Genomic DNA, 22533 nt, shown 5'->3' with positions numbered 1-22533 from the left:
CTTTAACTCCCGATATGACGAGTTGTGAAAGTAGTTTCGATTGGCAACTTAGCTGCCGCCAAGCGGAACGCTTCGCGGGCCAACTGCTCACTCACACCATCCATCTCGTATAACATCTTGCCCGGTTGAATTTCAGCAACGAAGTACTCCGGACTACCTTTACCGTTACCCATACGAACTTCAGCAGGTTTGCTGGAGATTGGCTTGTCGGGGAAAATGCGGATCCAGACACGACCACCACGCTTGATGTGACGTGTCATCACACGACGAGCAGCCTCAATTTGACGCGCAGTCAAACGGCCACGGCCAACAGCTTTCAGACCAAACTCACCAAAGCTCACCTTGTTACCGGTAGTAGCAATGCCTTTATTACGGCCCTTCTGCTGTTTACGGAATTTCTGTCTAGCTGGCTGCAGCATTTTTCGCCCCCGACTTTCTTACTTTCTTTTCTGGTTCAGCAGGTACTGCGGCTTGCTGTTCGGCATGAGTGCCAAACACTTCGCCCTTGAATACCCACACCTTGATGCCGATGATACCGTAGGTGGTTTTAGCCTCAGCTACGCCGTAATCGATATCAGCACGCAGAGTATGCAATGGCACACGGCCTTCGCGATACCACTCAGTACGCGCGATTTCGATACCGTTCAAACGACCCGAGCTCATGATCTTGATGCCTTGAGCACCCAGACGCATCGCGTTTTGCATTGCACGCTTCATTGCACGGCGGAACATCACACGCTTCTCAAGCTGTTGAGCGATGCTCTCAGCGATCAGTGTTGCGTCAATTTCAGGCTTGCGCACTTCTTCGATGTTCAAGTGAACTGGCACACCCATCAAACCTTGCAGGCTGGAGCGCAAGGATTCAATATCCTCACCTTTTTTACCAATCACCACACCTGGACGTGCACTGTAAATGGTGATCTTTGCGTTCTTTGCAGGACGCTCGATCACGATCTTGCTGACAGCAGCGTGCGAAAGCTTCTTCTTGAGGAAGTCACGCACCTTGATGTCGCTATTCAGCATAGCTGGGAAGTTCTTGCTGTTGGCGTACCAACGAGATGACCAGTTTTTCTGGACACTCAGACGGAAACCAAACGGATGAATTTTCTGACCCATAACGATTCCTTTAATTACCAACAGTCACTGTGATGTGACATGTAGGCTTAATAATCCGTCCAGCACGACCTTTGGCACGCGCACGAATACGTTTAAGAACGATGCCCTTGTCAACGTAGATTGAAGTGACCTTCAACTCATCGATATCGGCACCTTCGTTGTGTTCAGCGTTAGCGATAGCGGACTCAACAACCTTCTTGATGATCTCAGCACCCTTTTTAGGTGTGAAATTCAGAATATTGAGTGCGTAATCAACTTTCTTGCCGCGAATCAGGTCAGCAACCAAGCGAGCCTTTTGCGGGGACAGATGAACACCTTTTAATACTGCGGATACTTGCATCGTCATCTCCTACTTCTTGGCTTTTTTATCGGCAGCGTGACCCTTGAACGTACGGGTCAGCGCGAATTCGCCGAGCTTGTGGCCTACCATGTTTTCCGAGATCAGCACTGGCACGTGTTGGCGGCCATTGTGCACAGCGATCGTCAGACCAATAAAATCAGGAAGAATGGTGGAGCGACGAGACCAAGTCTTGATTGGCTTTCTATCGCGAGCAGCAACAGCCACTTCCACCTTCTTAGCCAAGTGCCCATCAATAAATGGGCCTTTTTTAATTGAACGTGCCATTTTCCTTACCTCTTATTAGCCGGACGACGGCTTACGCGCATGTTGTCGGTGCGCTTGTTGCTACGTGTACGATAACCCTTGGTAGGCGTACCCCATGGGCTTACTGGATTCATACCAGCAGCGGTCTTACCTTCACCACCACCGTGCGGGTGATCAACAGGGTTCATTACCACACCGCGAACGGTAGGACGAACACCGCGCCAACGCATCGCACCAGCTTTACCGATGGAACGCAATGAATGCTCTTCGTTACCCACTTCACCAATGGTCGCTTTGCAATCCACGTGAACGCGACGAACTTCGCCGGAACGGAGACGCAACTGAGCATAGCTGCCTTCGCGAGCAAGAAGTTGCACCGAAGTACCTGCAGAGCGAGCAATTTGCGCGCCCTTACCAGGCATGATTTCTACGCAGTGAATCGTGCTACCAACGGGAATATTGCGCAGAGGCAATGCATTACCCACTTTGATCGGAGCATCAGAACCACTTACCAGTTGCGCACCAGCGGAAACGCCACGTGGAGCAATGATGTAACGACGCTCACCATCCGAATAAACCAGCAGAGCGATATGCGCGCTACGGTTTGGATCGTATTCCAGATGCTCAACCTTGGCGACAATGCCGTCCTTGTTGCGACGGAAGTCAATCACGCGGTAATGTTGCTTGTGACCGCCACCTTGGTGACGTGTCGTGATATGGCCGTTATTGTTACGACCAGCTTTTTTGCTTTGCTTCTCCAGCAGAGGCGCGTAAGGCTTACCCTTGTGCAACTCAGGTGTAACAACCTTAACGACTGCGCGACGGCCAGGGGAAGTCGGCTTGACTTTAATCAGTGCCATAATATCTCCTATTCGCCTGCTGCAAAGTTAATTTCTTGGCCTGGCTTCAGGCTTACATAAGCCTTTTTCCAGTCCTTACGACGACCCAGCACACGGCCTGCGCGCTTTACCTTGCCCTTAACATTGGCGACAGTAACAGCAGCAACTTCAACCCTGAAAACCAGTTCAACCGCAGCCTTGATTTCAGGCTTGGTTGCGTCAGTACGCACCTTGAATGCGATCTGTTGGTTTTTGTCGGCAACGTACGTTGCTTTTTCAGTGATTTGCGGAGCCAGGATGACTTGCAGCAAACGATCTTGAGTAGCGATCTGGTTCAGATTTGCGCTCATGCCAGCATCTCCTCTAATTTCTTGACTGCAGCCTTGGTAGCCACCACATTTGGGAAGCGAACCAGACTGACAGGATCAGCGTATTGAGCTTCAACAACCAGAACGTTAGGCAGATTGCGTGCGGAGAGGTACAGGTTTTCATCAAAACCATCCACCAACACCAGAACACCCTCACCGTAACCCAGACCCTTGATCTTTTCGACCAGAGCTTTGGTTTTTGGAGTCTCAACCACAAACTCTTCAATCACGCTCAAACGATCCTGACGAACCAGTTCGGACAGAATGGAGCGCATACCAGCACGGTAAACCTTGCGGTTAACCTTGTGACTGAAGTTTTCGTCAGGGCTGTTTGGGAAAGCGCGACCGCCTCCACGCCAGATTGGGCTGGAGCTCATACCCGAACGTGCACGGCCAGTACCTTTTTGGTTCCATGGCTTATGGGTAGTGTGGCTAACTGTGCCACGACCCAATTGTGCACGCGTCGCAGTACGCGCATTTGCCTGATATGCAACAACGACTTGATGCACCAGGGCTTCGTTGAATTCGCGACCGAAGGTTACTTCGGAAACTTCAACGCCGTTTTTGGCCGGCTTACCATTTTTATCGATTAACTTGAGTTCCATTATGCACCTGCCTTAACAGCGGGACGAACCACTACGTCGCCACCCTTGGATCCTGGAACAGCACCCTTAATCAGCAACAGATTACGCTCAGCATCAACGCGAACGATTTGCAGATTTTGAACGGTAGTCTTCACAGCACCCAGATGACCAGGCATACGCTTACCAGGGAATACACGACCTGGATCCTGCGCCATACCGATAGAGCCGGGAACATTATGCGAACGGGAGTTACCGTGAGAGGCACGGTTAGAACTGAAGTTGTGGCGCTTGATTGCACCAGCAAAACCCTTACCAAGCGAAACGCCAGTAACGTCAACGTACTGACCAGCCTGGAAAAGCTCAACGGTGATCTGACCGCCAACGGCATAGTTGGCCAGAACATCTTCAGCAACAGCGAATTCTTTGATACCAGAACCGGCAGCAACGCCAGCCTTGGCATAGTGACCAGCCAGCGCCTTGGTTACACGGCTAGCACGACGCTCACCATGCGCAACCTGGAGACCAGCATAGCCGTCGCTAGACGGCGTCTTAACTTGTGTCACACGGTTTGGTACAACTTCCAGCACAGTTACCGGAATGCTTTCGCCTTCATCGGTAAATACGCGGGTCATACCCACCTTGCGACCAATAAGCCCTAAGCTCATGATCATTTCCTTATAATAATTAAAAGGCCGATTACAATTGATCGGCCGATTTTTAATGCAAGCCCGGGATTATATCCGAGCCTGCAACCAAACACAACTTACTGTTGTAAATTACAGCTTGATTTCTACATCAACACCTGCTGGCAGATCCAGCTTCATCAGTGCGTCCACTGTTTTATCCGTAGGATCAACAATGTCCATCAAGCGCTGATGGGTACGAATTTCGAATTGGTCACGCGAAGTCTTGTTGACGTGAGGAGAACGCAGCAAGTCAAAACGCTCAATACGGGTAGGCAAAGGAACTGGGCCCTTTACAACTGCGCCGGTGCGCTTTGCAGTTTCTACGATTTCAAGAGCGGACTGATCGATCAGACGATAGTCAAATGCTTTGAGGCGAATACGGATTTTTTGAGCAGCCATGTTACTTTCCTTAAAGAGCGATATTTCTAAAGAACAAAAAGGCCGCAAGCATAAGCTTGCGGCCTGACAAGTATTAATTACTCAATAATTTTCGCGACGACGCCGGCACCAACGGTACGGCCACCTTCACGAATCGCAAAGCGCAGACCGTCTTCCATCGCGATCGGGGCAATCAGTGCCACGGTGATGGATACGTTGTCGCCTGGCATTACCATTTCGGTACCTGCTGCCGGCACCAACGGTACGGCCACCTTCACGAATCGCAAAGCGCAGACCGTCTTCCATCGCGATCGGGGCAATCAGTGCCACGGTGATGGATACGTTGTCGCCTGGCATTACCATTTCGGTACCTGCTGGCAGTTCTACTGCACCAGTTACGTCAGTGGTACGGAAGTAGAACTGTGGACGGTAGCCATTGAAGAATGGGGTGTGACGGCCGCCTTCGTCCTTGCCCAGCACGTAGATTTCTGCGCTGAACTTGGTGTGTGGCTTGATCGAACCGGTCTTGGCCAATACTTGACCACGCTCAACTTCTTCACGCTTGGTACCACGCAGCAGTACGCCAACGTTGTCGCCTGCTTGACCTTGGTCCAGCAGCTTGCGGAACATTTCTACGCCGGTGCAGGTGGTCTTCAGGGTTGGCTTGATACCTACGATTTCTATTTCATCGCCAACCTTCACAATACCACGCTCGATACGGCCAGTAACGACAGTACCGCGACCAGAGATGGAGAATACGTCTTCTACTGGCATCAGGAAGGTGCCGTCAACAGCACGCTCTGGGGTTGGGATGTAGCTGTCCAGCGCATCTGCCAAACGGAAGATGGCAGGTTCGCCGATTTCGGATTGGTCGCCTTCCAGTGCCTTCAGGGCGGAACCCTTGATCACAGGGATGTCATCGCCTGGGAAGTCGTACTTGGAGAGCAGTTCGCGGATTTCCATTTCAACCAGCTCGAGCAGCTCGGCGTCATCCACCATGTCAGCCTTGTTCATGAACACGACGATGTAAGGTACGCCAACCTGACGTGCCAGCAGGATGTGTTCACGGGTTTGTGGCATCGGGCCGTCAGCGGCGGAACAGACCAGAATCGCGCCGTCCATCTGCGCAGCACCGGTAATCATGTTCTTAACATAGTCGGCGGCCAACCTGACGTGCCAGCAGGATGTGTTCACGGGTTTGTGGCATCGGGCCGTCAGCGGCGGAACAGACCAGAATCGCGCCGTCCATCTGCGCAGCACCGGTAATCATGTTCTTAACATAGTCGGCGTGACCTGGGCAGTCTACGTGAGCGTAGTGGCGAGTTGCAGTTTCGTATTCAACGTGCGCTGTGTTGATGGTAATACCACGTGCCTTTTCTTCTGGCGCCGCATCGATCTGGTCGTATGCCTTGGCTTCACCACCAAACTTCTTCGACAGAATTGTCGTGATCGCCGCTGTCAGCGTCGTCTTACCATGGTCAACGTGACCAATCGTGCCTACGTTGACGTGCGGCTTCGTCCGCTCAAATTTACCTTTTGCCATTACCGTTTCCTTTATTAATCCAACTAATATTCAATTATTTCTTGTTGATAATCGCTTCTGCGACGTTTCTTGGAGCTTCCGAGTAGTGCTTGAACTCCATGCTGTAGCTGGCGCGACCTTGTGACAGAGAACGCACAACGGTCGAGTAACCAAACATCTCAGCAAGAGGAACTTCAGCGCGAATAATCTTGCCACTCGGGCTGTCTTCCATACCCTGAATCATGCCGCGACGTGAGGACAAGTCACCCATCACATCACCCATGTAGTCTTCAGGTGTTTCAACTTCCACCGCCATCATAGGCTCGAGCAGGATAGGATCTGCTTTACGCATACCATCCTTGAACGCGATCGAAGCAGCCATCTTAAAGGCGTTTTCGTTCGAGTCAACATCATGGTAAGAACCATCGAACAGGGTTACCTTGACATCAACAACAGGGAAGCCAGCCAAAATACCTGCAGGAATCGTCTCACGAAGACCCTTGTCAACTGCAGGAATGAATTCACGAGGAACGGTACCGCCCTTAATGGCATCCACGAACTCGTAACCCTTGCCAGCTTCGTTAGGCTCCATGGTGATCCATACGTGGCCGTATTGACCCTTACCACCGGACTGCTTAACAAACTTGCCTTCCACTTCGACTTTCTTCTTGATCGCTTCGCGATACGCAACCTGAGGCGCACCAACGTTAGCTTCAACGTTGAATTCACGGCGCATACGATCCACCAGAATTTCCAGGTGCAACTCACCCATACCGGAAATAATGGTTTGATTGGTCTCTTCGTCAGTACGAACACGGAAAGAAGGATCTTCCTGGGCCAAGCGGTTCAGGGCAATACCCATCTTCTCTTGGTCAGCCTTGGTCTTGGGCTCAACAGCCACGTGAATCACTGGCTCAGGGAATACCATGCGCTCCAGGATAATCACATTGTCCGGATCACAGAGGGTATCACCGGTAGTAGCGTCTTTCAGACCTACTGCGGCCGCGATGTCACCAGCGCGAACTTCCTTGATTTCCTCACGCTGATTGGCGTGCATCTGCAGAATACGGCCAAGACGTTCCTTCTTGCCCTTCACCGAGTTGTAAACAGTATCACCCGAATTCACCACGCCAGAGTAGACGCGGAAGAAAATCAGCTGACCTACAAACGGGTCAGTCATGATCTTGAATGCAAGCGCAGAGAACTTCTCAGCATCATCTGCCTTACGTTCAGCCTGGGTGCCATTTTCCAACTCACCGGTCACTGGAGGAATATCCACTGGCGATGGCAAGAAATCAATCACAGCATCCAGCATGCGCTGAACGCCCTTGTTCTTGAACGCAGTACCGCACAGCATAGGCTGGATTTCGTTGGCGATTGTACGGTCGCGCAAGCCCTTGACGATTTCCTCTTCGGACAACTCGCCAGATTCCAGATACTTGTTCATGAGATCTTCATTGGCTTCAGCAGCTGCTTCCACCATATTTTCACGCCACTTCTGGCATTCAGCCAGCAAGTCTGCGGGGATCTCTTCATACGTGAACTTGGTGCCCTGGCTAGCCTCATCCCAGATGATCGCTTTCATCTTGAGCAGGTCAACCACACCGGTAAATGTATCTTCCGCACCGATAGGCACGACAACAGGCACAGGATTCGCCTTCAGACGAGTCTTCAGCTGATCGTACACCTTGAAGAAGTTGGCACCGGTACGGTCCATCTTGTTGATGAAGGCAAGGCGAGGCACACCGTACTTGTTCGCTTGACGCCATACGGTTTCAGACTGAGGCTGCACACCACCCACCGCACAGTAAACCATGCAGGCACCATCCAGAACACGCATGGAGCGCTCAACTTCAATCGTGAAGTCAACGTGCCCAGGGGTATCAATGATATTGATACGATGCTCAGGATAGTTACCACCCATCCCCTTCCAGAACGCGGTGGTCGCAGCAGAGGTGATGGTAATACCACGCTCTTGCTCTTGCTCCATCCAGTCCATGGTAGCAGCACCATCGTGAACTTCACCAATCTTGTGGTTCACACCGGTATAAAAAAGAATACGCTCGGTTGTCGTTGTCTTACCAGCATCAATGTGAGCACTGATACCAATGTTACGATAGCGATTAATGGGGGTTTTACGAGCCACAGCTATTACCTTTACTAATGAACTTGTTTAGAAGCGGAAATGCGAGAAGGCTTTGTTGGCTTCAGCCATACGGTGCACTTCTTCACGCTTCTTCATGGCAGAGCCGCGACCTTCGGATGCTTCAACCAGCTCAGCTGCCAGACGGAGACCCATGGACTTTTCACCACGCTTGCGAGCAGCATCACGCAGCCAACGCATCGCGAGGGCGCTACGACGTGCAGGACGCACCTCAACAGGCACTTGATAGTTTGCACCACCCACACGACGGCTCTTCACTTCAACAACCGGACGCAGGTTATTGATAGCTACCGTGAACACTTCAAGAGCATCCTTGCCGCTCTTTTGGGCGATTTGATCAAATGCGCCGTACAGGATACGCTCAGCAACAGACTTCTTGCCGCCAGTCATCAGCACGTTAATGAACTTGGATACTTCCTGGCTACCGAATTTCGGATCAGGCAGAATATCGCGCTTGGGAACTTCTCTACGTCTTGGCATGGTTTTTCCTTAAACTTGGTGACCGCTAAGCAAATCAGCTTATGCAGCCTTAGGGCGCTTCGCGCCGTATTTGGAGCGGGACTGCTTACGGTCTTTAACACCGGCAGTATCCAGGCTACCGCGCACCATGTGGTAACGCACACCTGGCAAGTCCTTCACACGACCACCGCGCAGCAGCACAACCGAGTGCTCCTGCAGGTTGTGGCCTTCACCGCCGATGTAGCTAATTACTTCATAGCCATTGGTCAGGCGAACCTTAGCCACTTTACGCAAAGCGGAGTTAGGCTTCTTAGGTGTTGTCGTATAAACACGTGTACAAACACCACGCTTTTGTGGGCAGCTTTCCAAAGCTGGAACTTTGCTCTTGGTCACTACTTTTTGGCGCGGCTTGCGCACTAATTGATTGATGGTTGGCATAACTCTTTAGCCTTTAAATTTGTTAGCTCGCTAAAAATTACGGGACGGCGACAAGCGCCATCCCGGAAAACATAGCATTTTATTTAGCGTTCAATAGGTTGTCAAGCAACTATACATTTCCAGCGGCTTCTTCTGCTGGTGTTTGCTGCGGTTCAACTTCAGTAATCGCTTCCTCGATAACGGCTGGTGCTGCATCCACCCCAGCCGATTGACGCTTGCGTGTTTCGTGATATGCGAGCCCTGTACCTGCAGGAATCAGACGGCCAACAATCACGTTTTCTTTCAGACCGCGCAGTTCGTCGCGCTTGCCAAGGATTGCAGCCTCGGTAAGTACGCGTGTCGTTTCCTGGAAGGAAGCGGCAGAAATGAACGAATCTGTCGACAGCGATGCCTTGGTAATACCCAGCAAGACAAACTCATAGCTGGCTGGACGCTTGTCTTCTGCAATGACGCGTTCGTTTTCCGACAACACATCCGCACGCTCAACCTGTTCACCCATGATGAAGTTGGTATCGCCAGCATCGGTGATACGTACACGACGCAACATCTGACGCACAATAACTTCGATGTGCTTGTCATTGATCTTAACGCCTTGCAGACGATACACATCCTGCACTTCATCGATGATGTAGCGGGCCAATGCCTCACGACCTTGCAGACGGAGGATATCCTGCGGATCTGCCGGACCGTCAACAATGCTTTCACCCTTGGTCACGACTTGACCGTCATGCGCCGTCACGTGCTTGTCCTTAGGAATCAGGAACTCATGGGATACACCATCCAGATCGGTGAAGACCAGACGTTGCTTGCCCTTGGTGTCCTTACCGAAGGAAACAGTACCGGTAACTTCCGCCAGCATGCCAGCATCTTTAGGTGAACGTGCTTCAAACAGTTCGGCAACGCGTGGCAGACCCCCGGTAATATCACGAGTCTTGGAAGACTCTTGCGGGATACGCGCCAGCACTTCGCCCACGCCTACTTCCTGACCATCCTTCACGGTAATGATGCAACCCAGCTGGAATGTCACGTTAACAGAGGCATCGCCACCGGCAACCTTGACTTCAACACCATTGGCATCGAGCAACTTCACCTGCGGACGCAAGCCCTTGGATTGACCAGCACGTTGCTTGGGATCAATGACCACCAGGGAGGACAAACCAGTGACTTCATCTACCTGCTTGGCAACGGTCACACCTTCTTCGACGTTTTCAAACTTCACACGACCAGCGTATTCCGTAATGATCGGACGGGTATGCGGATCCCAGGTGGCCAGAGCCTGACCAGCCTTCACTTGCTTGCCATCTGTCACTTGCAGCGTCGCACCATAAGGCACTTTATGACGCTCGCGCTCACGACCATTTTCGTCGTGAATCACGGCTTCACCGTTACGCGAAATCACCACTTGCTCATTACGGGCATTGGTCACATAACGCATGGTTGAAGTGAAGCTGACAATACCGTTGGACTTGCTTTCTACCTGACTGATAGAAGCCGCACGCGATACCGCACCACCGATGTGGAAAGTACGCATGGTCAGCTGAGTACCAGGCTCACCAATGGATTGTGCCGCGATCACACCGACAGCTTCGCCGATGTTGATCAGCTTGCCGCGACCCAAGTCACGACCGTAGCATTTAGCGCAAATACCGTAGCGTGTATCGCAAGTCAGCGCAGTACGCACCTTGACTTCATCAATGCCCAGGGCATCGATATGCTCAACTTCATCTTCGGTCAGCAATGTACCAGCAGGGTAAACCACTTCCTGATTTTCAGGATTGATCACATCCAGTGCGGCCACGCGACCCAGAATACGGTCATGCAATGGCTCAACTACTTCACCACCCTTGACCAGCGCTTTGGTAACCAGGCCTTCCGTCGTGCCGCAATCCAGCTCAGTCACCACCAGATCCTGCGTAACGTCCACCAGACGACGCGTCAGGTAACCGGAGTTCGCTGTTTTCAGCGCGGTATCTGCCAGACCCTTACGGGCGCCGTGGGTTGAAATAAAGTATTGCAACACGTTCAAGCCATCACGGAAGTTGGCGGTAATCGGTGTCTCAATGATGGAGCCATCTGGTTTCGCCATCAGACCGCGCATACCAGCCAGCTGACGCACCTGCGCTGCAGAGCCCCGGGCACCGGAGTCAGCCATCATGTAAATCGCGTTAAACGACTCTTGCTTGATAACCTTGCCATTTTCATCCTTGGCAGCATCGCCATTGGCATCCAGCACGGTTTCTTCGCGCAGTTGCTTCATCATGGCGTCAGCGACCTTATCGCCGGCACGACCCCAGATATCCACCACCTTGTTATAACGCTCACCCTGAGTCACCAGGCCAGAAACATACTGGTCTTCGATTTCCTTGACTTCAGATTCGGCAGCCGCAATCAACTGTTCTTTCTCAGGCGGTACCAGCATGTCGTTGATGCTGATGGAAATACCAGCACGCGTAGCATAGCTGTAACCGGTGTACATCAGCTTGTCCGCAAAAATAACGGTTTCGCGGATGCCCACCTTACGGAAGCTGGCATTAATAAGCTTGGAAATTTCTTTTTTCTTCAGTGCCTTGTCAATCACGCTGAATGGCAGGCCAGCTGGCAGAATTTCCGACAGCAGAGCACGGCCAACCGTAGTTTCGTAACGGGTGATCTTTTCGCGCTTCTGACCATCGACTTCCATATCGAATTCGCGGATACGCACAGTGATACGTGCGTGCAAATCGATCAGACCGCCATCGTACACACGTTGAACTTCAGCAACGTTGGCAAAGCGCATGCCTTCGCCGCGTGCGGCTTTTTTCTCGCGGGTCATGTAGTACAGACCCAGCACGATATCCTGCGAAGGCACAATGATAGGCTCGCCGTTGGCTGGAGACAGCACGTTGTTGGATGCCAGCATCAGTGTGCGGGCTTCCATTTGCGCTTCCAGGCTCAAAGGCACGTGAACCGCCATTTGGTCACCGTCAAAGTCGGCGTTAAACGCGGCGCAGACCAGAGGGTGCAATTGAATGGCCTTGCCTTCAATCAGCACAGGTTCAAATGCCTGAATACCCAAACGGTGCAGCGTAGGTGCACGGTTCAGCAAGACCGGATGCTCGCGAATCACGTCTTCCAGGATATCCCAGACTTCTGGACCTTCCTCTTCAACCTTCTTCTTGGCGGCCTTGATAGTCGTGGCCAGACCCAATACTTCCAGCTTGTGGAAAATGAATGGCTTGAACAGTTCCAGCGCCATCTTCTTAGGCAGACCGCACTGATGCAGCTTAAGCTGCGGACCCACCACGATCACGGAACGACCAGAGTAGTCAACGCGCTTACCCAGCAAGTTCTGACGGAAACGACCGCCCTTACCCTTGATCATGTCGGCCAGTGACTTCAGAGGGCGCTTATTGGCGCCTGTCATGACCTTGCCGCGACGACCGTTGTCCAGCAACGAGTCAACCGCTTCCTGCAGCATGCGCTTTTCGTTACGCACAATGATTTCAGGGGCCTTCAGTTCCAGCAGGCGCTTCAGACGGTTATTACGGTTAATCACGCGACGATACAGATCGTTCAGATCGGAAGTAGCGAAACGGCCGCCATCCAAAGGAACCAGTGGGCGCAGTTCTGGTGGCAGCACAGGCAGCACTTCCAGAATCATCCACTCAGGCTTGATGCCAGACTTCTGGAATGCTTCCAGTACCTTCAGACGCTTGGCGATCTTCTTGATCTTCGCTTCGGAACCGGTTTCGCCCAGTTCACGACGCAGCTTTTCAATTTCCGTGTGCACATCCATGGTACGCAAGAGTTCGCGCACAGCTTCAGCACCCATCACGGCATTGAATTCATCGCCGTGCTCTTCTACTTTAGCCAGGTAGTCGTCTTCCGTCAGCAATTGGCCGCGTGTCAGCGGGGTCATGCCTGGATCAATCACGATATATGCTTCGAAGTACAGCACGCGCTCGATATCGCGCAAGGCAATATCCAGCACCATGCCCAAACGGCTTGGCAAGGACTTCAGGAACCAGATATGGGCTACCGGCGAAGCCAACTCGATGTGAGCCATGCGTTCACGACGTACCTTGGACAAGGTGACTTCAACGCCGCACTTTTCGCAGATGACACCGCGATGCTTCAGGCGTTTGTACTTGCCGCACAAGCATTCATAGTCCTTGATCGGGCCAAAAATCTTGGCGCAGAACAGACCATCACGCTCTGGCTTGAACGTACGATAGTTGATGGTTTCTGGCTTTTTAACTTCGCCATAGGACCAGGAGCGGATTTTTTCAGGAGAAGCCAGCGCGATCTTGATCGCATCAAATTCTTCTTCCTGTGTTACCTGCTTAAATAAGTCTAATAGAGCTTTCACGCGGATTCTCCTTAATTACGGTCCAGGTCAATATCGATAGCGAGCGAGCGAATTTCCTTCACCAGCACGTTGAACGACTCCGGCATGCCGGCATCGATCTTGTGCTCGCCCTTGACGATGTTCTCGTAGACCTTGGTACGGCCGGATACGTCATCCGACTTAACCGTGAGCATTTCCTGCAGGGTGTACGAAGCACCATAGGCTTCCAGTGCCCAAACTTCCATTTCACCGAAGCGCTGACCACCAAACTGCGCCTTACCGCCCAATGGCTGCTGAGTAACCAGCGAGTATGGACCAGTAGAACGTGCATGCATCTTGTCATCTACCAAGTGATGCAGCTTCAGTACGTGCATGTAGCCAACCGTCACTGGACGCTCGAATGGCTCACCGGAACGGCCGTCAATCAGCTTGACCTGGGTCTTGCCAGCCGCAAACTGCAGCTGCTGTGTGCGGGCATCATCATCCGGGAAAGCCAGATCCAGCATGTCACGAATGTCTTGCTCGGTTGCACCGTCAAACACTGGCGTTGCAAATGGCACACCACGTTCCAGATTGCGGGCAAGTTCGAATACTTCTTCGTCGGTCAGCGACTTGATGTCTTCTTTCTTGCCGTTGCTGTTGTTGTAAATCTGGTCGATGAACTTACGGATTTCATTGGCCTTGGTTTCTGCCTGCAGCATTGCACCAATACGCATGCCCAAGCCCTTGGCAGCCCAACCCAAGTGAACTTCGAGAATCTGACCGATGTTCATCCGTGAAGGCACGCCCAGCGGGTTCAGCACGATATCCATAGGAGTACCGTCTGCCATGTGTGGCATATCTTCTACTGGCACAATCTTGGAAACCACACCCTTGTTACCGTGACGGCCGGCCATCTTGTCACCAGGCTGAATACGACGCTTAACAGCCAGGTAAACCTTGACCATTTTCTGCACGCCTGGAGGCAACTCATCGCCCTGAGTCAGCTTGCGCTTCTTCTCTTCGAACTTGCTGTCAAACTCAACGCGGGCTTGTGCCAGACTGTCCTTCAGCTGTTCAAGTTGGCGGGCAGCTTCTTCGTCAGACAGGCGAATATCAAACCAGTCATAACGACCAATGCTTTCCAGATACTCAGCGGTGAGGGTCTCACCCTTCTTCAGCTTGTTAGGACCACCCGTAGCTACCTTGCCTTCGATCAGGCGACGGATACGGCCGAATGCATCGTCTTCCACAATACGCATCTGGTCAGCCAGATCCTGCTTGTAGTGACCCAGCTGATCATCAATGATCTGCTGTGCACGCGTGTCGCGATCAATGCCTTCACGGGTGAAGACTTGTACGTCGATAACGGTACCTGACATGCCGGAAGGCACGCGCAGGGAAGTATCCTTAACATCTGAAGCCTTCTCACCGAAGATGGCGCGCAGCAGCTTCTCTTCTGGCGTCAGCTGGGTTTCACCCTTGGGTGTTACCTTGCCGACCAGCACGTCGCCTGCTTCCACTTCCGCACCGATGTAGATGATGCCGGACTCATCCAGACGACCAAGCATGCGCTCGGACAGGTTGGAGATGTCACGTGTAATTTCTTCTGCACCCAGCTTGGTGTCACGGGCAACCACGGACAACTCTTCGATATGGATCGAGGTATAACGGTCATCTGCCACTACGCGCTCGGAGATCAGAATTGAGTCTTCGAAGTTGTAACCATTCCATGGCATAAAGGCGACCAGCATGTTCTGGCCCAGCGCCAATTCACCCATGTCGGTAGATGCGCCGTCCGCAATCACGTCACCGCGAGCCAGCACGTCACCAATCTTGACCAGCGGACGCTGGTTGATGTTGGTGTTCTGGTTGGAACGGGTGTATTTGATCAGGTTGTAAATGTCCACGCCGACTTCGCCAGCAGCCGCTTCGGCATCATGCACACGCACCACGATACGGCCAGAGTCCACGTAATCGACGATACCACCGCGGCGGGCTTGTACAGTCGTGCCGGAGTCTACCGCTACGGTACGCTCAATGCCGGTACCCACGATCGCTTTTTCAGCACGCAGACATGGTACTGCCTGACGTTGCATGTTGGCGCCCATCAATGCGCGGTTGGCGTCATCGTGCTCCAGGAACGGAATCAGGGAAGCAGCTACCGACACAATCTGACCAGGGGCCACGTCCATGTATTGCACGCGATCAGGCTGTGCCATGGTGAATTCATTGTGGTACCGGGCAGAGATCAGTTCTTCCTTGAACTGGCCATTCTTATCCAGCTCAGAGTTAGCCTGGGCGATCATGTATTGGCTTTCCTCAATCGCAGAGAGGAAGTCAATCTTGTCACTTACCTTGTTCCCATCAACACGACGGTAAGGCGTTTCCAGGAAACCATACTGATTGGTGCGTGAGTACAGCGCCAACGAGTTGATCAGACCAATGTTTGGACCTTCAGGCGTTTCAATCGGACATACACGGCCGTAATGGGTCGAGTGTACGTCACGCACTTCAAAGCCAGCACGTTCACGGGTCAAGCCGCCTGGGCCCAGAGCAGAAACACGACGCTTGTGGGTAATTTCCGACAGCGGGTTGGTCTGGTCCATAAACTGGGAAAGCTGAGACGAACCGAAGAACTCACGGATCGCGCTCGACACCGGCTTGGCATTGATCAGATCGTGCGGCATCAGGTTGTCAGATTCAGCCTGCGACAAACGCTCCTTAACGGCACGCTCCACACGAACCAGACCTGCACGGAACTGATTTTCGGCCAATTCACCAACGGAACGGATACGACGATTACCCAGATGGTCAATATCGTCAATTTCGCCACGGCCATTGCGCAATTCAACCAGAACCGCAATAACGGCCAGAATATCTTCGTTGGAGAGAACCGGAGCACCTTCAGCACCACGTGCACCTGATTTTTCATAGAAGCGACGCAACCAGGCAGCAGTGCGCTCTTCAATCTTTTCAGGGAATGCACGACGGTTGAATTTCATGCGACCAACGGTCGACAGGTCATAGCGCTCTTCATTGAAGAACAGGCCATCGAACAGGGCTTCTACAGCATCTTCAGTAGGTGGCTCACCAGGACGCATCATGCGATAGATCGCAACGCGTGCGCTGTATTGGTCAGGGATTTCATCAATCCGCAAGGTTTGCGAAATGTAATCACCATGATCCAGGTCATTGGCATACAGAGTATTAATCTTGCCAACCTTGGCTTCACGCAACTTCTCAAGCAAAGACTCGGTGATTTCGTCGTTGGCATTCGCCACAACTTCACCGGTTTCCTTGTCGATAATGCCGGAGCTTAATGCACGGCCGAGTACAAACTCTTCAGGCACATTGATCTTGCTGATGCCAGCTTTTTCCATGTCGCGGATATGCTTGACGGTAATGCGCTTATCCTTGGCGACAATCACATTGCCGCTGCCGTCGATGATGTCGAACTTGGCGACTTCACCGCGCAGGCGCTCGGGCAACAGTTCAAACTGCACACCCTTGGCGCTGATATGGAACGTGTCCAGATCGTAGAACGTTTCCAGAATCTGCTCTGGTGTAAAGCCCAGGGCTTTCAGCAGAATGGTCACTGGCATCTTGCGACGACGGTCAACGCGGAAATACAGGTAGTCCTTTGGATCAAACTCAAAGTCGAGCCAGGAACCACGGTAAGGGATGATACGAGCCGAGAACAGCAGTTTGCCCGAGCTATGGGTTTTACCGCGATCATGCTCGAAGAATACGCCAGGGCTACGATGCAACTGGGACACGATAACGCGCTCAGTGCCGTTGATAACAAACGAGCCATTCTCCGTCATCAGGGGCAGTTCGCCCATGTAGACTTCCTGCTCCTTGACTTCCTTCACGGTAGGCTTGGAAGCTTCTTTATCCATGATTGTTAGGCGGACCTTGACGCGCAAAGGTGCGGCGTAGGTCAGGCCACGTTGCTGACATTCCTTGACGTCAAAAGGCTCTTGACCCAAGGTATAGCTGACGTAATCCAGACGGGCATTGCCGGAATGGCTAACAATAGGGAAAACCGAGTTGAACGTGGCTTGCAATCCTGCATTTTCACGCTTGTCGACGGGCACATTAGCCTGCAGGAAAGCCGCATACGACTCCAATTGCATGGCGAGCAGGTAAGGTACTTCCTGCACGCTTTCACGCTTGGCAAAACTTTTACGTATACGTTTTTTCTCGGTAAAGGAATAGCTCATAGCATCTCCTGAGAGGGGGTAGAAGGTAGAAAACAGAGTGCTAAAAATAACCCTCTGTTTTATATCTTCTTAAAATGGTGAAGGCTGACGGTCTCCCGTCAGCCTGTGCACCACAGTATTACTTATTACTTAACTTCGGCCTTAGCGCCAGCTTCTTCCAGCTTCTTGGCGGCAGCATCGGCATCAGCCTTGGATACGCCTTCCTTAACAGCCTTAGGAGCACCGTCAACCAGGTCCTTAGCTTCCTTCAGACCCAGGGAAGTCAGTTCGCGAACAGCCTTAATAACGTTCACTTTGTTGTCGCCAGCGGAAACCAGAATTACGTCGAATTCAGTTTTCTCTTCAGCGGCAGCAGCGCCGCCTGCAGCAGGAGCTGCAGCAACAGCTACAGCAGCAGCTGCAGCAGATACACCAAACTTCTCTTCCAGATCCTTGATCAGTTCGGACAGTTCCAGAACGGTCAACGACGCGATTGCGTCAAGAATTTCTGCTTTAGATAATGCCATTTGTAATACTCCTGATAATTTGATTTTGATTAAGCTGCTTGTTTCTGGTCACGTACTGCAGCCAGACCGCGCGCAAACTTCGTAGGTACTTCATTAAGCGTACGTACAAAGGTGGCGATCGGGGCTTGCATGGTGCCCAGCAACTTGGCCAGCAACTCTTCACGGCTAGGCAACGACGCCAGGGCTTGAACTGCTTTCGCATCCATGACCTGGTTAGGCATTGCACCTGCCTTGATAACGAACTTGTCGTTGGCTTTGGCGAAATCACTCAATACCTTTGCCGCGGCAACTGGATCGGTAGAAATACCGAATACCAGAGGGCCGACCATTGCGTCAGCAAGACCGAAAAACGGGGTGCCATCAACAGCACGACGCACCAGCGTATTCTTCAGAACACGCAGATACACACCGGATTTTCTGGCTTGTGCACGCAGTTGGGTCATATCCCCTACTTCAATGCCACGATACTCAGCAAGAATGATTGCCTGTGCCGTTGCGACTTGCTCGCTGACCTCAGCAACCACTGCCTTTTTCTGCTCAAGATTAAGACTCAAGGTCTTCTCCTTCCGTTAATTAAGCATTTGCAGTTGCCCGCAAACACCTTCCCACGGCGACCTTTCATCAGGAATACACATTGTGTTGATATCCTGTTTCGGGTAACGCCATCTGCGTAGGATAGACAAGCCACCAACTTAAGCCTGCCCCGATTAAATCTCTTGCGAGATTCCTACGGTCTTTGATAACCCTGTGACGAATGTTCCCGCCACAGGCCCAAAGTTCTTTTAATGCCAGCCAGGCTGGCAAGTATTACATTAAGCGATGCTGGACTGATCAACACGCACACCAGCACCCATGGTGCTGGAAACCGAGACCTTCTTCAGGTAAACACCCTTGGAAGATGCTGGCTTGGCTTTGTTCAAAGCATCAACCAGTGCAGCCAAGTTGGCTTGCAGAGCGTCAACACCGAAAGAGGCACGACCGATAGTGCAATGCACGATACCGCCCTTGTCTGTACGATATTGGACTTGACCTGCCTTGGAATTCTTGACGGCAGTAGCCACGTCAGGAGTAACCGTACCAACCTTGGGGTTAGGCATCAGGCCACGTGGACCGAGCACTTGACCCAGGGCACCCACGATACGCATAGCATCAGGAGTCGCAATTGCAACGTCAAAGTCGAGCATGCCGCCCTTAACTTGTTCAGCCAGATCTTCAAAACCAACAATATCTGCACCTGCGGCTTTGGCTGCTTCAGCAGCGGCGCCTTGGGCAAATACAGCCACTCGCTTGGTCTTACCAGTGCCGTGTGGCAATACGAGAGCGCCACGAACCAGTTGGTCAGATTTACGTGCATCAATACCCAGATTGATAACAGCGTCTACCGACTCATCAAACTTGGCGGTTGCGGTTTCTTTTACCAGAGCCAGGGCTTCGGTGGCTGCGTAAACTTTATTACGGTCAACCTTGGCACGCAGAGCCTGCAAACGTTTAGAAATGTTAGCCATTTACACACCCTCCACTTCAATACCCATGCTGCGCGCGCTACCTGCAATGGTACGAACAGCCGCATCCAGATCACCTGCTGTTAAGTCAGGTGCTTTAGTCTTAGCAATCTCTTCGGCTTGAGCGCGAGTGATCTTGCCAACCTTATCGGTATGAGGACGTGGGGAACCCTTATCAATCTTCGCTGCCTTCTTGATCAGAATGGTAGCGGGAGGGGTCTTCATTACGAAGGTGAAGCTCTTGTCCGCGAATGCAGTGATGACCACTGGAATTGGCAGACCTGGCTCCAGACTCTGCGTAGCAGCATTGAATGCCTTGCAGAATTCCATGATATTCAAACCACGCTGACCCAGTGCTGGACCAACTGGTGGACTAGGATTGGCTTTGCCTGCAGGAATCTGCAGCTTGATATAGCCGACAACTTTCTTTGCCATTTTAAACTCCTCAATGGGTACAAGCGCTTTAGTTACAAAGCTCCCCGTCAATAAATGCAGCTTACGCTACAGCCACTGCGTCATTTTTAAAGACGCAAACAGGCCTGCCAAAGGCAAGCCTGAAATCTTAAACTTCTTTTTCTACCTGATCGAAATCAAGCTCTACTGGGGTGGCACGTCCGAAGATTACGACAGAGACACGCAACTTGCTCTTTTCGTAGTTAATGTCTTCAACATTGCCAGAAAAATCTTTAAAGGGTCCGTCAATAACTCGTACTGACTCACCTTTTTCGAAGGTAAGCTTCTGGGTGGGGTTACTCTTACTCTCATCCATACGCTGAAGGATAATCTCAACTTCCTTATCCTTGATCGGGGTAGGCTTGAGAGCTGTACCACCGATAAACGCTGTCACTCGCGGAGTGCTCTTAACCAAATGCCAGGTATCGTCGTTCATCTGCATTTGCACCAACACATACCCAGGGTAAAGCTTGCGCTCACTAATGGCCTTCTGGCCATTTTTCATCTCAATCACTTCTTCAACAGGGACGAGAATCTGACCAAACATATCCTGCAAATCCGAACGAGCAATACGCTCTTCCAGCCCACGCTGAACGGATTTTTCAAAGCCAGAAAAGGCTTGCACTGCATACCATCGCATACTCATCTTAGGCGCCCCTTCCCATCAGCATTTTCACACCCCACAAAAAGCCAATGTCAACCAGCCATAGAAAGACCGCCATCACCATTACCAGCACAAAGACTGCAACGGTAGTCTGTATTGTCTCTTTACGCGTTGGCCAAACGACGCGACGTGCTTCAGCAGCTGAATCTTGCACAAACGCAAAAGCCTCACGCCCCAAAGGCGTGGACCAGAAAACAACGACAGCAGCAATAATCCCGGCCAATACAGCCAGGATTCGCACAACCAGCGCATGCTCAGACAGCAAATAAAAGCCTGCCACGCCTGCAGCGACAAGTATCAAAGCAAGCACAAGCTTAATTTTATCAATCATATATGTTGCGCACTTAATGTTGTAATGGCAGGCCAGGAGGGTCTCGAACCCCCAACCCTCGGTTTTGGAGACCGATACTCTGCCAATTGAGCTACTGGCCTAAAACTCTGGAGAACGCACAAGGGCTGCAACGATGGACATCGCGCAGCCCCAGTCAGATCAGAAACGATTACTCAATAATTTTCGCGACGACACCGGCACCAACGGTACGGCCACCTTCACGAATCGCAAAGCGCAGACCGTCTTCCATCGCGATCGGGGCAATCAGTGCCACGGTGATGGATACGTTGTCGCCTGGCATTACCATTTCGGTACCTGCTGGCAGTTCTACTGCACCAGTTACGTCAGTGGTACGGAAGTAGAACTGTGGACGGTAGCCATTGAAGAATGGGGTGTGACGGCCGCCTTCGTCCTTGCCCAGCACGTAGATTTCTGCGCTGAACTTGGTGTGTGGCTTGATCGAACCGGTCTTGGCCAATACTTGACCACGCTCAACTTCTTCACGCTTGGTACCACGCAGCAGTACGCCAACGTTGTCGCCTGCTTGACCTTGGTCCAGCAGCTTGCGGAACATTTCTACGCCGGTGCAGGTGGTCTTCAGGGTTGGCTTGATACCTACGATTTCTATTTCATCGCCAACCTTCACAATACCACGCTCGATACGGCCAGTAACGACAGTACCGCGACCAGAGATGGAGAATACGTCTTCTACTGGCATCAGGAAGGTGCCGTCAACAGCACGCTCTGGGGTTGGGATGTAGCTGTCCAGCGCATCTGCCAAACGGAAGATGGCAGGTTCGCCGATTTCGGATTGGTCGCCTTCCAGTGCCTTCAGGGCGGAACCCTTGATCACAGGGATGTCATCGCCTGGGAAGTCGTACTTGGAGAGCAGTTCGCGGATTTCCATTTCAACCAGCTCGAGCAGCTCGGCGTCATCCACCATGTCAGCCTTGTTCATGAACACGACGATGTAAGGTACGCCAACCTGACGTGCCAGCAGGATGTGCTCACGGGTTTGTGGCATTGGGCCGTCAGCCGCGGAACAGACCAGAATCGCGCCGTCCATCTGCGCAGCACCGGTAATCATGTTCTTAACATAGTCGGCGTGACCTGGGCAGTCTACGTGAGCGTAGTGGCGAGTTGCAGTTTCGTATTCAACGTGCGCTGTGTTGATGGTAATACCACGTGCCTTTTCTTCTGGCGCCGCATCGATCTGGTCGTATGCCTTGGCTTCACCACCAAACTTCTTCGACAGAATTGTCGTGATCGCCGCTGTCAGCGTCGTCTTACCATGGTCAACGTGACCAATCGTGCCTACGTTGACGTGCGGCTTCGTCCGCTCAAATTTACCTTTTGCCATTACCGTTTCCTTTAACCGACTTTATCA

At 52.0% G+C, this 22533-nt stretch carries 22 protein-coding genes, 1 tRNA gene and 2 pseudogenes; all 25 read right to left on the bottom strand.

All coding sequences use genetic code 11. The features are described 5' to 3' along the window. Positions 1-2: 2 nt before the first annotated feature. Entirely contained in the window at positions 3-419 is a 417-nt protein-coding gene (rplP, locus tag MPQ_RS01610) for a 50S ribosomal protein L16 (RefSeq protein ID WP_013441136.1), read from the bottom strand. After that, a complete protein-coding gene (gene rpsC, locus MPQ_RS01605; protein WP_013441135.1) occupies positions 403-1116 on the bottom strand; it encodes a 30S ribosomal protein S3 in 714 nt (237 codons plus the stop codon). The genes rplP and rpsC overlap by 17 nt, the downstream gene beginning before the upstream one ends. 10 nt (positions 1117-1126) lie before the next feature. Next, on the bottom strand, positions 1127-1456 hold the full coding sequence (gene rplV, locus MPQ_RS01600) for a 50S ribosomal protein L22 (protein WP_015829262.1): 330 nt from the start codon (positions 1454-1456) through the stop codon (positions 1127-1129). A 9-nt stretch (positions 1457-1465) separates the two neighbouring features. Then, positions 1466-1741 carry a 30S ribosomal protein S19 gene (gene rpsS / locus MPQ_RS01595; RefSeq protein WP_013441133.1) on the bottom strand — a complete coding sequence of 92 codons (276 nt, stop codon included), beginning with the start codon at positions 1739-1741 and terminating at the stop codon, positions 1466-1468. A gap of 5 nt (positions 1742-1746) precedes the next feature. Beyond that, positions 1747-2580: a 50S ribosomal protein L2 gene (gene rplB, locus MPQ_RS01590; protein ID WP_013441132.1), complete on the bottom strand. Its 834-nt coding sequence runs from the start codon at positions 2578-2580 to the stop codon at positions 1747-1749. An 8-nt stretch (positions 2581-2588) separates the two neighbouring features. Next, positions 2589-2909, bottom strand: a complete 321-nt coding sequence (gene rplW / locus MPQ_RS01585; protein WP_013441131.1) for a 50S ribosomal protein L23 — start codon at positions 2907-2909, stop codon at positions 2589-2591. Continuing rightward, entirely contained in the window at positions 2906-3532 is a 627-nt protein-coding gene (gene rplD / locus MPQ_RS01580) for a 50S ribosomal protein L4 (protein WP_041361934.1), read from the bottom strand. The genes rplW and rplD overlap by 4 nt, the downstream gene beginning before the upstream one ends. Further along, the gene (gene rplC / locus MPQ_RS01575) at positions 3532-4176 is read right to left on the bottom strand and encodes a 50S ribosomal protein L3 (RefSeq protein WP_013441129.1); all 645 of its coding nucleotides are present in this window, start codon (positions 4174-4176) and stop codon (positions 3532-3534) included. Before rplC ends, rplD begins: the two co-directional genes overlap by 1 nt. Before the next feature lie 111 nt (positions 4177-4287). Further along, the gene (gene rpsJ, locus MPQ_RS01570) at positions 4288-4596 is read right to left on the bottom strand and encodes a 30S ribosomal protein S10 (protein ID WP_013441128.1); all 309 of its coding nucleotides are present in this window, start codon (positions 4594-4596) and stop codon (positions 4288-4290) included. Between the two features lie 77 nt (positions 4597-4673). Further along, a complete protein-coding gene (locus MPQ_RS14140) occupies positions 4674-4805 on the bottom strand; it encodes a hypothetical protein (RefSeq protein ID WP_369750502.1) in 132 nt (43 codons plus the stop codon). Between the two features lie 19 nt (positions 4806-4824). After that, positions 4825-5736, bottom strand: a pseudogene (tuf, locus tag MPQ_RS14135) (elongation factor Tu); the annotation flags it as partial. A 13-nt stretch (positions 5737-5749) separates the two neighbouring features. After that, positions 5750-6118, bottom strand: a pseudogene (locus MPQ_RS14130) (GTP-binding protein); the annotation flags it as partial. 34 nt (positions 6119-6152) lie between these two features. Then, positions 6153-8243, bottom strand: a complete 2091-nt coding sequence (gene fusA / locus MPQ_RS01555; RefSeq protein WP_013441127.1) for an elongation factor G — start codon at positions 8241-8243, stop codon at positions 6153-6155. 27 nt (positions 8244-8270) lie between these two features. Next, complete coding sequence (gene rpsG, locus MPQ_RS01550) at positions 8271-8741, bottom strand: 30S ribosomal protein S7 (RefSeq protein ID WP_013441126.1); 471 nt, start codon at positions 8739-8741, stop codon at positions 8271-8273. Positions 8742-8780: 39 nt separating this feature from the next. Beyond that, positions 8781-9158 (bottom strand): 30S ribosomal protein S12, encoded by a 378-nt coding sequence (gene rpsL / locus MPQ_RS01545; protein ID WP_015829259.1) that lies wholly within the window; start codon positions 9156-9158, stop codon positions 8781-8783. A 109-nt stretch (positions 9159-9267) separates the two neighbouring features. Next, positions 9268-13506 (bottom strand): DNA-directed RNA polymerase subunit beta', encoded by a 4239-nt coding sequence (gene rpoC, locus MPQ_RS01540; RefSeq protein WP_013441124.1) that lies wholly within the window; start codon positions 13504-13506, stop codon positions 9268-9270. Positions 13507-13517: 11 nt separating this feature from the next. Beyond that, positions 13518-17690: a DNA-directed RNA polymerase subunit beta gene (rpoB, locus tag MPQ_RS01535; protein ID WP_013441123.1), complete on the bottom strand. Its 4173-nt coding sequence runs from the start codon at positions 17688-17690 to the stop codon at positions 13518-13520. A gap of 125 nt (positions 17691-17815) precedes the next feature. Then, complete coding sequence (rplL, locus tag MPQ_RS01530; protein WP_013441122.1) at positions 17816-18196, bottom strand: 50S ribosomal protein L7/L12; 381 nt, start codon at positions 18194-18196, stop codon at positions 17816-17818. Positions 18197-18225: 29 nt separating this feature from the next. Next, complete coding sequence (rplJ, locus tag MPQ_RS01525) at positions 18226-18750, bottom strand: 50S ribosomal protein L10 (protein ID WP_013441121.1); 525 nt, start codon at positions 18748-18750, stop codon at positions 18226-18228. A gap of 258 nt (positions 18751-19008) precedes the next feature. Further along, entirely contained in the window at positions 19009-19701 is a 693-nt protein-coding gene (gene rplA, locus MPQ_RS01520) for a 50S ribosomal protein L1 (RefSeq protein WP_013441120.1), read from the bottom strand. After that, positions 19702-20133, bottom strand: a complete 432-nt coding sequence (gene rplK / locus MPQ_RS01515; RefSeq protein WP_013441119.1) for a 50S ribosomal protein L11 — start codon at positions 20131-20133, stop codon at positions 19702-19704. A 127-nt stretch (positions 20134-20260) separates the two neighbouring features. Further along, on the bottom strand, positions 20261-20797 hold the full coding sequence (nusG, locus tag MPQ_RS01510) for a transcription termination/antitermination protein NusG (RefSeq protein ID WP_013441118.1): 537 nt from the start codon (positions 20795-20797) through the stop codon (positions 20261-20263). A gap of 1 nt (position 20798) precedes the next feature. Next, entirely contained in the window at positions 20799-21164 is a 366-nt protein-coding gene (secE, locus tag MPQ_RS01505; RefSeq protein WP_255348597.1) for a preprotein translocase subunit SecE, read from the bottom strand. Positions 21165-21171: 7 nt separating this feature from the next. Continuing rightward, a tRNA-Trp gene (locus MPQ_RS01500) sits at positions 21172-21247 on the bottom strand. A 68-nt stretch (positions 21248-21315) separates the two neighbouring features. Next, a complete protein-coding gene (gene tuf, locus MPQ_RS01495; protein ID WP_013441116.1) occupies positions 21316-22506 on the bottom strand; it encodes an elongation factor Tu in 1191 nt (396 codons plus the stop codon). Positions 22507-22533 lie beyond the last annotated feature (27 nt).

The sequence above is a fragment of the Methylovorus sp. MP688 genome, from assembly GCF_000183115.1.
GTDB classification, from domain to species: domain Bacteria; phylum Pseudomonadota; class Gammaproteobacteria; order Burkholderiales; family Methylophilaceae; genus Methylovorus; species Methylovorus glucosotrophus.
Note: the sequence above shows the minus strand (reverse complement) of the source record. Positions and strands in the feature narration are given on the sequence as shown.

Excerpts from the sequence above, each read along its gene's own strand:
- rplP (WP_013441136.1), bottom strand. The coding sequence starts at position 419 with ATGCTGCAGCCAGCTAGACAGAAATTCCGTAAACAGCAGAAGGGCCGT.
- rpsC (WP_013441135.1), bottom strand. The coding sequence starts at position 1,116 with ATGGGTCAGAAAATTCATCCGTTTGGTTTCCGTCTGAGTGTCCAGAAA.
- rplV (WP_015829262.1), bottom strand. The coding sequence starts at position 1,456 with ATGCAAGTATCCGCAGTATTAAAAGGTGTTCATCTGTCCCCGCAAAAG.
- rpsS (WP_013441133.1), bottom strand. The coding sequence starts at position 1,741 with ATGGCACGTTCAATTAAAAAAGGCCCATTTATTGATGGGCACTTGGCT.
- rplB (WP_013441132.1), bottom strand. The coding sequence starts at position 2,580 with ATGGCACTGATTAAAGTCAAGCCGACTTCCCCTGGCCGTCGCGCAGTC.
- rplW (WP_013441131.1), bottom strand. The coding sequence starts at position 2,909 with ATGAGCGCAAATCTGAACCAGATCGCTACTCAAGATCGTTTGCTGCAA.
- rplD (WP_041361934.1), bottom strand. The coding sequence starts at position 3,532 with ATGGAACTCAAGTTAATCGATAAAAATGGTAAGCCGGCCAAAAACGGC.
- rplC (WP_013441129.1), bottom strand. The coding sequence starts at position 4,176 with ATGAGCTTAGGGCTTATTGGTCGCAAGGTGGGTATGACCCGCGTATTT.
- rpsJ (WP_013441128.1), bottom strand. The coding sequence starts at position 4,596 with ATGGCTGCTCAAAAAATCCGTATTCGCCTCAAAGCATTTGACTATCGT.
- MPQ_RS14140 (WP_369750502.1), bottom strand. The coding sequence starts at position 4,805 with ATGCCAGGCGACAACGTATCCATCACCGTGGCACTGATTGCCCCGATC.
- rpsG (WP_013441126.1), bottom strand. The coding sequence starts at position 8,741 with ATGCCAAGACGTAGAGAAGTTCCCAAGCGCGATATTCTGCCTGATCCG.
- rpsL (WP_015829259.1), bottom strand. The coding sequence starts at position 9,158 with ATGCCAACCATCAATCAATTAGTGCGCAAGCCGCGCCAAAAAGTAGTG.
- rpoB (WP_013441123.1), bottom strand. The coding sequence starts at position 17,690 with ATGAGCTATTCCTTTACCGAGAAAAAACGTATACGTAAAAGTTTTGCC.
- rplL (WP_013441122.1), bottom strand. The coding sequence starts at position 18,196 with ATGGCATTATCTAAAGCAGAAATTCTTGACGCAATCGCGTCGTTGACC.
- rplA (WP_013441120.1), bottom strand. The coding sequence starts at position 19,701 with ATGGCTAACATTTCTAAACGTTTGCAGGCTCTGCGTGCCAAGGTTGAC.
- rplK (WP_013441119.1), bottom strand. The coding sequence starts at position 20,133 with ATGGCAAAGAAAGTTGTCGGCTATATCAAGCTGCAGATTCCTGCAGGC.
- nusG (WP_013441118.1), bottom strand. The coding sequence starts at position 20,797 with ATGAGTATGCGATGGTATGCAGTGCAAGCCTTTTCTGGCTTTGAAAAA.
- tuf (WP_013441116.1), bottom strand. The coding sequence starts at position 22,506 with ATGGCAAAAGGTAAATTTGAGCGGACGAAGCCGCACGTCAACGTAGGC.